This is a genomic window from Candidatus Binataceae bacterium (assembly GCA_035650475.1).
Lineage (GTDB): Bacteria > Desulfobacterota > Binatia > Binatales > Binataceae > JAKAVN01.
In genome coordinates this window covers 84,351-98,490 of record DASRHP010000001.1, presented here as the reverse complement: position 1 = coordinate 98,490, position 14,140 = coordinate 84,351, and the positions used below count along the sequence as shown (strand labels likewise).

Here is a 14,140-nt window from a genome sequence, read left to right as displayed (position 1 = left end):
ACTTACGGCACCTCGACGTTCGGTTGATTCTGGCACACCAGGCACTTGCCGCTGCCATCGGAGCAGATGGTCGAGCACGGCGGGTTGACCGTCGTCGGCGGCAGCATGGTCACGCTGGTAGGCGAGGCGGCCGGCGAGGGCTGGGCGCCCGGCGGCGAGGTTTCGAAGCGCTGCAAAGTATAGGGTTGGGGATCCGCCGGCGCGCAGAACTCGAAGCGCCCCGCAATCGGCGTGGGGCTCGCACTTGGGTTGGGCGTGCCTTCCGGCACGACTCCGCTGGTGATCAACTGCACGCCATTCTTGGAGAGCACGATCGAGGTGCCGGAATCGAAGGTTGCGGTCGTGCCGGTTACGCTGGCATGGCCCACGCACTGCATCGCGAGCGTCGGATGAAGCGGATTGGCCGAGCAGGTGCCGCTGTTCGCGACGCCGCTCCGTACGGCGATCGTGTGCCCGGTGTACTTTTCGGGAAGCCCGCTGAACAGGTCGCTTGCCGCCGCATACAGGTCGAAGGCGGCGACCTTGCTGCTGTCCGGCACGAACATCGAGAAGCTTGCCTGTCCTGAACCCGGTGGGATCGTCGCCAGCGTGACGTTCTCGATGTGATGAGTGCCCTGGTCCTCGGCGGTGACCAGCACGTTGAGTGCCGACGAACCGGCAGGCAGCGGGGGGTTAACGGTGACGAACCCGCTAAGCTGGGCGCGTCCGAGCGCGACGTTGACCACGCTGTTGCCCGCGAGCGTGATCGACGATTGCTGCGTGTTGTAGCCGGCCGCGCTCACCACCAGCCGATAGGTGCCGTTGGGGATGCTCTTGAAGGCCTGTGGCACGAAATTGCTCGGCCGCATCGGGTAGGTGCCGGTGTCGTCGGTGTTGGCGCTGGCGAGCACCACGCCGGTGGTGGGGTCCTTCAGCTCGACCGTCGCGCCCTCGATTGGTAGTCCCAAACACTGGTCTGTGATCTGGCCCGAAAGCGAGCTGCCGCCGACGAAACCCGCCGAATCGAGATTTATCTTCTGCGATTGTCCGCGCGTGACCAACACGCCGCTTGCGACCTTGTAGGCGAAGTTTGGGCTCGAGGCGACCAGGTCGTAAAGCGTTCCATCCGTTGCCGCCGGCAGCACCAGCGTGTAACGCCCGCCGCCGAGGGTGGTGGTTTCAACCACCTGGTCGGTCCCGCTCAGCTCGGCCAGCACTTGGGTGGCGCCGGAGGCGCTACCTCTGATTAGCCCCGTTGCGCTGGAGGCCTGGGTGATCCTCGGATTCAGCGTGTAGTTGGCGCCGCTGAAGGATGGCGGCGTCGATTTGTTATTCGCGGTGGGATTGATGTGAATGATCAGCGTGGCGACCCCGCCCAGCGGCACCGTGACTTGGCCCGATGTGCGCAGGAGCGGCGACGGATTGAACATCGCGATCTGCGAGCTGATGCACCCCTCCAGCGGCCGCTTGGTGCTGAAGCAGTCGGGGATCACGTTGCCCGCGCTGAGGTTGTCGAGCGCGAGCTCGATCTGATGGTAGTTGCTCGCCGGCACCGTCCAGCTGTTGAACATCTGCGGCAGCGTGGCGATCTGCGCCATATCGATCTGCAGCTCGCTGGGGCCGGTGCCGCCCGCGGTTGGCGACTGGCCGGTCGTGTTGAGGTTGAACAGGGTCGCCAGCGTGGTGAACGGGTTGGTTACGCCGGTAGTGTTGAGGCCCACCCCCTGCGGCACAGGAATCGTCACCCAGTTGGGGTCGAGGTCGCTCACGTTGGGATTCGTGCTCGGGTTGAGCCGCACCGAGACGACGTTGAACGAAATGTTCTGGAAGCCGGGCGGAAGGGTACCCGTGAAACCGACCACCACGACGCCGACCGATCCCGTGGCTTGACCGAGACTAATCCTGGCCGGGCCGAGAACCAGAGCGGCAAGCAGCAACAGGGGCGCGAACAGCAGGACCGCCGCCCGCCAGGATGATAGATGTTTCACGCGCTGAACCTACAGGCCAAATTTCGGTTAGCGTTGGGATAACCTAACCGGAATGCGAAGGCAAGCTACGATGTTGATTGCTGCATGCGTGCGTCAAAATCAGGCAACGAATGCAGGCCCGCGCTTGCGGCGAGCGCGCCTCGTGCCCTCAGCCGGCGCGCCGAGGGGCTTGACTGTATGCCGGTGAGACTCGGAAAATTTCGCTCACGATGAAGCGCATACCCCGGGCCGTGATCGGCGGCGCACTGACGCTTGCCGCGCTGTTCGCACTCCAGATGAGCGCGGCGCCGCGCGCGCTCGCCACCTTGCAGATCTCGGTCGGTAATCCCGGGCTCCAGCACTTCGACTCCGACGGCGGCGTCGAGCTCGACTTCGGGCTGACCGACTCCGCCGGCGCGCCGGTGGGCAACCTGCGTCCGGACAACGTCCAGGTCTTTGAGGACGGCAAGCCGGCCAAAATCATCGACTTCCGCGGAGTGGGCCAGGGCCGCCCGGTGGATATTGTGTTCGTGATGGACGTGACCGAGTCGATGCAGCCTTACATCGACGCCATCAAGCAGAACATGATCAACTTCGCTCACGACCTTGCCTCCAACAACCGCGACTATCGCCTGGGCTTGGTCACCTTCGAGGACTACGTGGTCTCGAAGTATCCCGACTGCAACTGCGCCTATCGCAACCAGCTCACCCCCGACGTGAGCGAATTCATCAAATGGGTCGGCACCCTGCACGCGAGCGGCGGCGGCGATATCCCAGAGGACCCGCTCGATGCGCTCGCCTACGCCGCCACGCTGCCGTTTCGCCCGCAGGCGCAGGCGATCCTAATCCTGATCACCGACGCGCCCTGCCATAAGGCCGGCGACGGCCCCGACCGCGGCGGCGACCAGGCTTATCGCTTGCACAAGAATCCCAACGCCGACGTGACCGAGCTGACCGGCGACAAGGTAGCCGCGATCCTCCAGCGTCAGGGGCTGACGCTGTACGCGGTGGTGCCGCCGCCGTTCATCGAGCCAGCTTACGCCGAGGTCGTAAAGGCGACCCACGGCCGTTCCTATAACATCGTCACCGAGCAGAACCGCTTCCCCGAACTGGTCCGCGAGATCGGCCATTCGATCGCGACCGAATACTCGCTGACCTATCGCACGCCGCGGCCTATCGAGGACGGCACCAGCCGCGAGGTTGAGCTGAAAATCAACTACGAGGGCCAGACCGGCTCAGCCAACACCTCCTACCAGGTCCATGGCGTCGGCGGCGCGCGGATCAACGTGCCCGAGGGCGGCGAGGGCGAGGCCGCGAGTAACATGGGCGGCACGGGCCTCGCGCAGCTATCCTTCAACTGGTGGAACCTGGCGGTGCCGCTGATCGCTATCGCAGGGCTCTTCGGGTTGTCGCGCATGCGCTTCGGGGTGCCGGCAGAGGAGCTCAAGGCGATCGTGGAGGCGCAGAGCCGCGCGGCGCCGCCGCGGGCCCCACGCGCGCCGGTCACCGCGCAGCCGGCGCAGACTGCGCGCACTGCGGCGCCCGCGCCGCCGCCTTCTTCAGCCCCGCTAATTGCGCACGAGGCGCGGCTCAGCCTGGTCGAGCCGATGGATCCGGTGCCCGCCGAGTACAGCCTGCTCAAGGACGAAGTTTCGATGGGTCGCGGCGAGGACAACGACGTTGTGATCCCGCATCCGAGCGTCTCGCGCGCGCACGCGCGCCTGATGCGGCGCAACGGAGTGTACGAGCTGACCGATCTCAACTCGACCAACGGCAGCTTCGTCAATGAGCAGCAGGTGCGCGGCTCGGTGCGGGTGAGCAGCGGTAGCCAGGTGCGCCTGGGCGACGTGCGCTTCGTCCTGCGCTATTGAGGCGCTCGGACAGCGTCGCGCTCGTCAAGCCGGTTACGGTTCTTCGGCCGCGCGAAGTCGCTCCTCTGACGGCCCGACCGATCGAGCGCCTGGGCGCGGCGGAGGACTGCGCGCCCCGTACGTTGAGCCGGTGCCGTCCCATGGTGTAACTTTGCTGCTCTGGCCCGAGGAGGACCGTCGGATACCTGGCCGCCGATGAAGAAACTTAGCGGAGCGCAAATCATAATCGAAAGCCTGATCGCCGAAGGCGTCGACGTAATCTTCGGCTACCCGGGCGGCGCGATCCTGCCCACCTATGACGCCTTGCTGGATTCACGAATCAGGCACATCCTGGTCCGCCACGAGCAGGGCGCGGCGCACATGGCCGAGGGATACGCGCGGGTCAGCGGACGGCCGGGCGTGGTGATGGTGACTTCGGGGCCGGGCGCGACCAATACCGTCACCGGCATCGCCGACGCCTACATGGATTCGACCCCGCTGGTCGTCATCTCGGGCCAGGTGGCGACCACCATGATCGGCAACGACGCCTTTCAGGAGGCCGACATCGTCGGCATCACCCGCCCCTGCACCAAGCACAACTACCTGGTCAAGGATGTGCGCGAGGTCGCGCGGATCATCAAGGAGGCCTTCTTTATCGCGGGCACCGGGCGCCCCGGCCCGGTGGTGGTGGACGTGCCCAAGGACGTCCAGCAGCACGAGTATGCCTTCAAGTATCCCGACAAGGTCGAGCTGCGCGGCTTCAAGCCCACCCTCAAGGGCAATCCGCGTCAGATCGAGCGCGCGGTCGAGGCGATCGAGAAGAGCGAAAAGCCGCTGTTCTACGTCGGCGGCGGCGTGCAATGGTCAGGCGCGGCGCCCGAGCTGACCCAGCTCGTGCGCGGCCTCGGCATCCCGGTCACCGAGACGCTGATGGGGCTGGGCTCGTTTCCGGCCTCGGACCCGCTGTGCCTGGGGATGCTTGGGATGCACGGCTCGTACGGGACCAATACCGCGGTGTGCAACACCGATTGCCTGATCGCGGTGGGCGCACGCTTTGACGACCGTGTCACCGGGCGCATCGCCGATTTCGCGCCCAATGCGAAGACGATCATCCACATCGACATCGACCCCTCGTCGATTTCCAAGAACGTCAAGGTCGATATCCCGATCGTAGGCGACATCAAGTCGGTGCTGAGCGACATGCTGCGCGTGGTCAAGGGGCGCGAGGGGATCGCTAAGCGGCGCCCGGCGTGGCTCCGCTGGCATCAGCAAATCCTCCAGTGGCGGCGCGAGAAGCCGCTGTATATCAACGGCAACGGCAAGCGCCCGGGCGACTCGGTCTCGCCGACCCAGGTGCTCGAAGAGCTCCATCGGCTGACCAAGGGCGACTGCATCATCGCCACCGACGTCGGCCAGCATCAGATGTGGGTCGCCCAGCTTTTCCCCTTCGAGCGCCCGCGCTCGCTTTTGACCTCGGGCGGGCTGGGCACGATGGGCTATGGGCTGCCGGCCGGCATCGGCGCCAAGTTCGCCGCCCCCGATCGCAAGGTGGTGGTGATCTCGGGTGATGGCTCGATCCAGATGAACATCCAGGAGCTCGGCACCGCGGTCCAGTACAACGTCGATGTCAAGGTCATCATCCTGAACAACTATTTCCTCGGGATGGTGCGTCAGTGGCAGGAGAAGTTCTACCAGGAGCGCTACTCGTACTCGGCGATGTCGGTGCCCAATTTCGTCAAGCTCGCTGAGGCCTATGGCGCGCGCGGCTTTCGCATCGAGAGGCAGAGCGATCTGGCGGCGACGATGAAGGAAGCCTTTGCCACCCCCGGCCCGGTGCTCGTCGACATCGTGATCCCCAAGGAGGAGGCGGTGATGCCGATGATTCCGCCGGGCGGCGCGATGTCGGAGATGCTGTTCGCCTGAGCTGCTGCCTTCCGCTGGTCCGAGGAGAGGGCGGCGCCAGCGACACCAGCGCCGGCGGAGATCGCCGGGTGCGTTCGTGCCCGGAACGCATCGGGCCATTGCCTCGGAAAGGAACCCCACCACGATGGCGCGACTGCCGTATCTCAACCGCGAGGATCTCGATCCCGATGAGCGTTTCGTCTTCGACGAGTTCGAGCGCGAGCGCGGTACCCCGCCCGCCAACATCCATCGCCTGATGGCGAACGCGCCCAATCTGATGCGCCGCTTCTCGACGCTCGCGGTCGAGCTGCGCAACCATACCCGGCTCGACCCCCGGCTGCGCGAGCTGGCGCTGATGACCGTCGGACGCATCGCCGGCGCCGAGTACGAGTTCGTCCATCATTGGAACATCGCGCTGCGTGTCGGCGTGCGCCGCGAGCAGCTCGAACAACTCGTCGACTTCGAGCGCTCGCCCGTCTTCGATGAGCAGGAGCGGGCGGTGATGCGCTACGCGGCCGAAGTCACGTCCAACATCAAAGTCTCCGACGCCACCTTCGACGCCCTGCGCGCCTTCCTCGACCACCGCCGGCTGATGGAGCTCGCGATGAACGTCGCGACCTACAACGCGGTGGTGCGGATCATCGTGCCGCTGGGGGTCGAGCTCGAGCCCGACGCGAAGAAAAACTGACACCCGCTGAGGTTCGACCCAGCGGCGCCGCACGGACGGACGACACGCCTGCCAAGCGTTTGCTGGATAAGCGCGCCTTTTCTTGATCCACGCCGCGATTAATGCGAAGCAAATGGGGTACGTAACTCTTCACGGGTACGTAACTCTAAGCGATGCGGAGATGGGCTTATGCCAGAATTCGACATTGTCATTAAAGACGGAATGATCATTGACGGGACCCGCGCCCCGCGTATCCGCGGCGACCTCGGGATCAAGAACGGTCGCATCGCCAGGCTCGGGCGTGTCCCGACCGGCGAAGGCGCCAAGGTGATCGACGCGCGCGGGCTCATCGTCGCCCCCGGCTTCATCGATCTCCACACCCATTACGACGCCCAGCTCTTCTGGGACCCGTGGCTCACCATCTCGGGATGGCACGGGGTGACCTCGGTGGTCATCGGCAACTGCGGTTTCGGTTTCGCCCCGGTCAAGCCCGGTGACGAGGAGCGCGCGATGCTGACGATGACGCGCACCGAGGCGATTCCGCTGGCCGCGATGAAGGCCGCGATGCCGTGGGATTGGCATACCTATCCCGAGTTTCTCGACCGCATCGATCACCTGCCCAAGGGGGTCAACGTTCTGCCCTACGTGCCGATCAATCCGCTGCTCGGCTACGTGATGGGCATCGAGGAGTCCAAGAGCGGGCGGATGCCGACCGACGACGAGCATCGGATGATGGCGCATCTGCTCAACGAGGCGATGGACGCCGGCGCCTACGGATGGTCGGCGCAGCGCCTGAAGCCCGACGGGCCGTCGTCGGTGCAGCGCGATTGGGACGGCTCGCCGATGAACACCGACATCATGCACGACGAGACCTGCAAGGTCTTCGCCAAGGTGCTCGGCGAGCGCGGCGAGGGCTTCCAGGAACTGACGCTGGCGAGCTGGAACCCCAAGGAAGACGCGCGCCACTTCGAGGAGCTTGCGACGATCAGCGGACGGCCGATCATGTTCGAGGCCGTGCAGTCGCAGGACCGCTTCCCCCATCGCCACCGCAACATGATCCGATGGCTGGAGCGCTGCCGCATGCGCGGCATCCCGGTTTACGGCCAGGGCATCACCACCGAGGCCGGTCTGACCTTCACCTTCGAGGACTGGAACCTCTTCGACGACTCCGACACCTGGCGCGAGGTGACTACCGGCACGATCGCGGAGCGCAAGGCCAAGCTCGCCGACCTCGCGCGCCGCGAGGGGCTGAAGACCAAGCTTCCGCGCGAAGGGCTGATCACCAGCTTCTTCGATCAGATCGTGATCGTTAGCGTGGCCGACGACAAGCTGCGCGCGTTCGAGGGGCTGACCCTGCGCAAGGCCGGCGAGCGCGACGGCAAGCATCCGGTGGACGTGATGTGCGACCTCGCGGTGGCCGATAATCTCAAGACCGAGTTCTTCGCCCCCGCGGTCAACCGCGACCCCGCGCTGATGAAGGAGATCATCGACTATCCGTGGATCACCTTCGGCGTCTCCGACGGCGGCGCGCACACCAAGTTCCTCACCGCCGGCCGCTACCCGACCGAGGGCATCATCAGCTTCGTGCGCGAGCGCGGATGGCTCACGCTGGAGGACATCCACTGGCGGCTGAGCGCGTTGCCCGCGTTCTGCGCCGGCTTCAAGGATCGCGGCTTCCTGCGCGAGGGCGCGCCGGCCGACATCGTGATCTACGATTTCGAAAAGCTCGCGGTGGGGCCGGTCGAAGTCGTGCACGACCTGCCGGGCAACGAGTGGCGCCGGGTGCAGCGCGCCGAGGGTTACCGCCACATCCTGGTCAACGGCCAGGTCACGTTCGAGAACGACGAGTGCACCGGTGCGACGCCGGGCAAGCTGCTGCGCCACGGCGTCGGCGCGTGACGCGGCGAGTCTGCGAGTCTGAAGGATAGGTGAGTAAGGCGACAGGCGGCGGCGCGGGTGGCGCTGCCGCCTGTCTTGTTTATGCGGCCCCGGGAGGAAGCGAAGTCGCATCGCCGGCGCGCTCAGCGGCTTGCGAGGGCGCGTGCGATGTGCGAAATTTTCAGGTTCCGGCGCGCGCCGTTAGCTCAGCGGATTAGAGCAGCAGACTACGGATCTGCGGGTCGGGGGTTCAAATCCCTCACGGCGCGCCAATAAAATCAAGGGTTTGGGCCGGATCGTCAGATAACCCGATTTTCCGTGGATCATCTGTGGATCACCTTTGTACCCGTCTCGGAGTATAATCTGACGCCGGCGGCGCCCTTCGCGCGGCCGGCCGGTCGAATTCGAGACGGGGTTTAAAATCGCCGGTCCACTTTTGCCTCAGCAGGTTCGGACGCCGCCGGCGCCGGCCCGCGGCATTTGATCCCCTTTCACTGCAACTCGCATGCGCAGCGAAAATTTTCCCCGGCCTGAAGATAGCCGATTTCTGGGTCGGCGAGTGAGGCTGCCGGCCCTTCGCTCCGTCACCCGCGTCCTTCACCATGGCTGGCCAAGCGCCATCGCTTAAAGGAGGGGTGTCAGTTCGAGCCCGTTCCCATCGAATGCGTCGCGGGCCCTTTCGATCCTCGGAGATCGCTCATCGCCAACGCAGCGGGGTCCGGTACGTAGAGTCATTGCTCATTCCAAAAAGCCAACAATCGGATAACCTCATGTGACTTAAGCGGGAGCCTCATGGAACGATCAGCGAGTTGCTGAGTCACATTGTGCGCTGCCCGTATCTCAAGTGCGGGGCGGCCGACGGACCGTCCCGAGGGGGGCGAGCGCGGGTTGTTTCTCAGCTTTTGGGCGGGAATTCATCGCGTGCCGACTGCGCGCCAGGCTTCGGCGATTCGCCGATGATGGTTGGCGCGCGCGTCATTCTCCCGCTCCTGCGCTCGGTAGTACCGTAGCTGCGCGCGGCAGGAACGTTTCGCCGCCACGCCCGGGAATCTTGCACCGCTTCGCTGCAACTCCGTTGACTTCGCGTGCTCGCAATCATGGAGGTCGAAGCTTGCGGCTGCCGCACGCGCCTTTGCGGCCTGCGTGTCGAAGTGATGCGCGATCGCCTCATGATCTTCGGGCGTCTTCGCGTTCTCCGCGTAATTGGCTATTGCGGACGAGGGACCTGGTTCCGCGGCTGTCGCCGGGAATGATAACGACAGCGCTACCGTCGCGAGCAGCGTAGCTGCCACGATTAAACTCAAACCTTTCATGTGCCCTGCTCTCCTTTTAGGGGAATCAGCGGACGACGTTCAGGGCTCAAGCTAGCCGCATGCCAGTTTTTGACGAAAAGTCGTGGAGGCAAGTCTGGCTGTGTTGCCACCTTGATTCACGTCCGGACGTCATTCACCGCCAGCGGGGCGGGAGCGTCCAACGTTGTGTGTGTGGCAATTCGCCTTGGCGCCAGGGAAATTTTCCACTGCGCGCCCACGTCCGCGCACCAGCGCTACGAGCCATACCCTGAGATGAGTACTCTGCGATCAGTCAATGACCCCACGCGATTGGCCCTGCGGACGCTCTGTGACGTCGCGCCACAGCCATCGCGGTCTTCGCTCTCTTATCGGTCCACAACCGCCAGGCCAGACAAACGTCGACTGAGCCCTGAGGTAATAAATTCCACGGCCACCGCCGTCAGAATCACACCCAGTAATCGTGTAACCACATTGATCCCGGTCGCGCCTAAGACATCCCGGATCGGATCCGCCGCCCGCAAGGCCAGCCATACGGAAATTGCGACCAACACACACGCTCCGACCAAATATATAGTGTCAAACCACGTAGCCGACTGGTGTGCATATATAATTACGGTGCTGATTGCTCCCGGGCCGGCAATCAAAGGAATAGCCAACGGGACTACGGCGATTTCGGTCTTGCGTTCGGCCTCGGCCATTTCTTCCGGAGTGCGCTGGGTGCGCCGGGGTGCGGCCTCCAGCATCCCCAATGCCATCAGCATGATTAGAATGCCGCCTGCCACACGAAAGGCCGCGACGTCAACGCCAAAAAATCGCAAGAATGGTTCGGCGACGAACACGGAGGCAGCCAGAATGATGGCTACCGCAAGCGCGGTCACGTCGGCGAGGTGTTTTCTATCAGCCGGCGACTGATGCTGCGTAAGAGTCAGGAATATGGGTACAGCACCGACCGGGTCTGCAATTACGAACAGCGCGACGAGCGTCTCCGAATACTGCCGCCAGTGCTCCATAAGTGCCTCTTCCTGATCGCGCCGGATGCGTTCACCGGCGGCTGTGCCGGCTGTCCATGTTTCCGAGACCACCGTCAAATGCATAAAGACGCTTGGCCGCCGCTCGCGGGCATGCCAGGCGCGACGCTCGATCACTCAGGCGCCGGCGAACGAGCCACTTGCGTAGTTCTTCAGCAATCAGCATTCCGCCTGCGAGCGGTATCGCAAACAACCAGGGGGCCATTCCGATGGGCGCGGTGCCAAAAAGAAGATTGCCAAGAGACGTGTAGTCAATCAGTGCCACCAGCGCGATTTCCAGTAGTACACCGCCCCAAATGAGCGGGTTGCCCAAAAGCCCGGTGGAAAGTATGGAACGCGTTGCGCTCCGGCAGAGGAACACATTGACGATCTGCAAGACGACGATCGTGCTGAAGCACGCGGTCGTCGATTGAAGATACAAAGGGTCGTTGCTGGCGAGCGGCTGCCCGTATTTCCATCCGGAGCGATGGAGTACGAAGAAGAAGGTCGCCATCGTGACCGCTGCCTCAATCGCGCCCAGAAACAGATAGGCACGCAGCGCCAGCGGCCAGTCCAGAAGCCGTTTATGTTGGGGGCGGGGAGGGCGTTTCATAATCTGCGCATCGGGCTTTTCGGCGCCCAGTCCGAGCGCGGTGAGAGAATCGGTTCCCATGTCTATGGCCAGAATCTGGATCGGAGTAAGCGCGAGAGGAATGTTGAACAGCAAAAAGGCCAGGTAGGGAACCACTTCGGGAACGTTGTGCGCCAGAATATAAGTGAGGAACTTGCGGATATTGCTGAAAACTGCCCGCCCCTCTTCGATTGCGTTGACGATACTTGCGAAGTTGTCGTCGAGCAGTACCATGTCGGCCGCTTCCTTGGCCACGTCGGTGCCCGCGATCCCCATCGCGATCCCGATGTGCGCGCTCTTAAGCGCGGGCGCATCATTGACACCATCACCAGTTACCGCCACGACATGACCCTTGTGCTTCAACGCTTCGACGATGCGTCTTTTCTGGTCCGCCCCGACCCGCGCGAAGATGACCTCGGGTGCGTCCAGCGCGAGTCGGAGCTGGCTGTCGGAGAGCGCGCCAAGAATTTCGCCGCTGATTTCCAGTGGAGTATCCGACCGTATCAGGCCGATCTCACGCCCGATTGCCCTTGCGGTATAGGGATGGTCGCCCGTCACCATAATCACCCTGATCCCCGCCTCGCGGCATTTTCGCAGCGCCTCCGGCACCTCAGGGCGAGGCGGGTCTTCCAAGCCAGCTAGTCCCGCAAATATGAGGTGTTCTTCCAGCTGGGCACGCCGCCAGGTTCCTTCCAGCGGCCGATAGGAGATCGCGATGACCCGTAAGCCCCGGGTTGCCATGGCTTTCTGCGCTTCACGGATTTTGGTGCGAAGCTGGGAGCTCAGCGGGCAAACCTGTCCATGGTCGACGATCCGGTCGCAAAGCGGGAGGACCATCTCGGGTGCTCCCTTGCAAAACAGCATTGGACCGTCAGGAGTGGCGTGCACGGTCGTCAGGCGCATACGGCTGGCGTCGAACGGGATCTCATCCAGTTTCTTACAGTCGGGAACGGCCGGCAGAAAGCGCCGGGCGGTCTCGACCAGAGCAATCTCCATGGGATCGCCGAGCAGCACCGGCCGTCCACCTTGCTCGCCTTCGCGAAGGTCGTGGCACAGCGCCGCGGCGAGGAATAACAAACGGTAGTCCGGCGAGGTCTGTGCTAGGTCCGGATTTCCGCAATCGATCTCCGCCCCGAGCCAAAGCCCCTTAACACACATCCGATTCTGAGTCAGAGTGCCCGTTTTATCGGTGCAGATTACCGTGCTGGAGCCCAGCGTCTCCACCGACGGTAGATAGCGAATCAGGACGTGACGTCTCGCCATGCGTTGCGTGGCCAGAACCAGCGCCAGGGTAAGCGTCGGCAATAGCCCTTCGGGCACCATGGCGACGATGATGCCGATTGCAAAAATAAAGCCCTTCCAGAAGGGAACGCCGATCACACGGCTGAGAGCAAAGAAAGCCAGTCCGATCAGCAGCGATAGCACCGCAATTAGACGGCTTAAGTGAGCGATCTGCCGCCGCAGGGGAGAGACCGCCGCTCGCCCGGTCTGGGTGAGATGGGCGATCTTGCCGAACTCCGTATGCGTGCCGGTTGCGAAAACGACCGCTTTTGCCTCCCCCGACACCATCGAGGTGCCGGCCAGCAAGATGTTTTCAGCACGGATAACGTCAGGCTTGTGCGATGGTTGGCAGCTACGAGACTTCGACAGTGATTCACCGGTAATCGTCGCGTCGTTGACCCGCACGCCGAAAGCCTCGATCAGACGGCAATCCGCGGGAATTTTGCTGCCCTGCTCCAAGACGATCACATCACCGGGAACGAGCTGGTCGGCGGCCAGCCGCTGCACCTTGCCGTCGCGCAATACTTCCACCTGATTGGGAAGAAGCTCGCGGAGCGCGGCGAGGGCGCGCTCGATGCGGAATTCCTGCCAAAAGGAGAACAACCCGCTAACGATGATCACTGCTACCAGGGCGTAGCCGATCCTCGCCATGTCCTGGCCGGGCGACAGCCATTCCGCTAGGAAAGCCAGCGCCGCTGCGAGCCACAGAATCAACGCGAAAAAGTGGGTGAACTCCTTCAAGAAGCGCAGGGGCGCCGATTCGGTGACTACTTCCTCGACGCGGTTCGGTCCGTATTCGCGAAGCCTGCGCATGGCCTCGCTGGATGAAAGGCCTTCCGTGGTGCTGTTGAGGCTTGCGAGAACGTCCCTGACGCTAAGTTGATGAATCTTCATGGATGAACCGGCTCCGTCCGACAGAGTCGAGCGCCGGTGGAACCCTACATCTACGCCTCGACGACCCGTATATGCAGTCGGAGGTACTTACCCACAACCCCCATGCACGGTACGGGCAGCTCCAGGCGCATGTATGCCGAACGGAGCGGAGGTATTCTCACATGGATTCGCTCTTCCTTCAGTTCAACCGTCTCTCCGTCGCAGGCAGGGCACGGCAGGTTTCCCACGCGTCCCGTCCCGCCGCACTCTGCGCACGGGTACCACGCGGGAAGGACAAGAATCGTCGCACCGCCGCGCTCTGCGTCGTTTGCTCTAAGCGTGGCGATGAGATCGAGCGGACCCCACTCGTCGTCGCCAGCGGTCTCAGTGCCATGGAGCCGCTGATTCACTCGATGAGCGAGAGCCTCCAACGCGACCAGCGACAGCACCCTCAGTTCAATGGTAGGAATGATCGTGGGGAGGGCTGCACTAGGCTCCTCCCCGGCGGGTATCAACGCTGACGCTGCAATTTGGCGCTGGAGTGCGTCGTTGACTCCCTCGTCATAGTGGCGGCGCCATTCAGCCCTTTCTAAAACCCGGTAGGCGTTGATGATCTGCTGAAAGGCCGAGGTCGCGGCCGGGCCGGCACGGTCGGGGTGATAGCGTTTGACGAGCTGCCGAAAAACCCGGCGCAAGCCGTCTTGGCTTTCTGTCTGTGTCACGCCCAGGATTGCATATTGTGTTGTCGCCAACATCGCACCTTGCTCCTGACGCACGGAAGAGGCTGCGTTTCTAACGCACTTGGACTTCGCT

General features: G+C 63.5%; 9 protein-coding genes and 1 tRNA gene. 5 read left to right on the top strand and 5 right to left on the bottom strand.

All coding sequences use genetic code 11. The annotated features are described in order from the left end of the window. Nucleotides 1-2: 2 nt before the first annotated feature. Nucleotides 3-1,967, bottom strand: a complete 1,965-nt coding sequence (locus VFB33_00460; protein HZO80138.1) for a carboxypeptidase-like regulatory domain-containing protein — start codon at nucleotides 1,965-1,967, stop codon at nucleotides 3-5. A 209-nt stretch (nucleotides 1,968-2,176) separates the two neighbouring features. On the opposite strand from VFB33_00460, the gene VFB33_00455 reads away from it, so the two are divergent. The 5 genes from VFB33_00455 (at nucleotide 2,177) to VFB33_00435 (ending at nucleotide 8,515) form a co-directional block, all read left to right on the top strand. After that, entirely contained in the window at nucleotides 2,177-3,817 is a 1,641-nt protein-coding gene (locus VFB33_00455; GenBank protein ID HZO80137.1) for an FHA domain-containing protein, read from the top strand. A 195-nt stretch (nucleotides 3,818-4,012) separates the two neighbouring features. Further along, the gene (gene ilvB, locus VFB33_00450; protein HZO80136.1) at nucleotides 4,013-5,719 is read left to right on the top strand and encodes a biosynthetic-type acetolactate synthase large subunit; all 1,707 of its coding nucleotides are present in this window, start codon (nucleotides 4,013-4,015) and stop codon (nucleotides 5,717-5,719) included. Between the two features lie 124 nt (nucleotides 5,720-5,843). Continuing rightward, on the top strand, nucleotides 5,844-6,386 hold the full coding sequence (locus VFB33_00445; GenBank protein ID HZO80135.1) for a carboxymuconolactone decarboxylase family protein: 543 nt from the start codon (nucleotides 5,844-5,846) through the stop codon (nucleotides 6,384-6,386). Between the two features lie 168 nt (nucleotides 6,387-6,554). Further along, the gene (locus VFB33_00440) at nucleotides 6,555-8,264 is read left to right on the top strand and encodes an amidohydrolase family protein (protein ID HZO80134.1); all 1,710 of its coding nucleotides are present in this window, start codon (nucleotides 6,555-6,557) and stop codon (nucleotides 8,262-8,264) included. Nucleotides 8,265-8,438: 174 nt separating this feature from the next. Beyond that, nucleotides 8,439-8,515: transfer RNA gene (locus tag VFB33_00435), tRNA-Arg, on the top strand. A 642-nt stretch (nucleotides 8,516-9,157) separates the two neighbouring features. Here the strand turns inward: VFB33_00435 and VFB33_00430 are convergent. The 4 genes from VFB33_00430 to VFB33_00415 all read right to left on the bottom strand — a co-directional run bounded on the left by VFB33_00430 (nucleotide 9,158) and on the right by VFB33_00415 (nucleotide 14,082). Then, nucleotides 9,158-9,556 carry a hypothetical protein gene (locus tag VFB33_00430; GenBank protein HZO80133.1) on the bottom strand — a complete coding sequence of 133 codons (399 nt, stop codon included), beginning with the start codon at nucleotides 9,554-9,556 and terminating at the stop codon, nucleotides 9,158-9,160. Nucleotides 9,557-9,900: 344 nt separating this feature from the next. Continuing rightward, on the bottom strand, nucleotides 9,901-10,629 hold the full coding sequence (locus VFB33_00425) for a MarC family protein (GenBank protein HZO80132.1): 729 nt from the start codon (nucleotides 10,627-10,629) through the stop codon (nucleotides 9,901-9,903). Then, nucleotides 10,577-13,348 carry a cation-transporting P-type ATPase gene (locus VFB33_00420; GenBank protein ID HZO80131.1) on the bottom strand — a complete coding sequence of 924 codons (2,772 nt, stop codon included), beginning with the start codon at nucleotides 13,346-13,348 and terminating at the stop codon, nucleotides 10,577-10,579. The genes VFB33_00425 and VFB33_00420 overlap by 53 nt, the downstream gene beginning before the upstream one ends. A 50-nt stretch (nucleotides 13,349-13,398) precedes the next feature. Then, entirely contained in the window at nucleotides 13,399-14,082 is a 684-nt protein-coding gene (locus VFB33_00415; protein HZO80130.1) for a DnaJ domain-containing protein, read from the bottom strand. Between the last annotated feature and the right edge of the window lie 58 nt (nucleotides 14,083-14,140).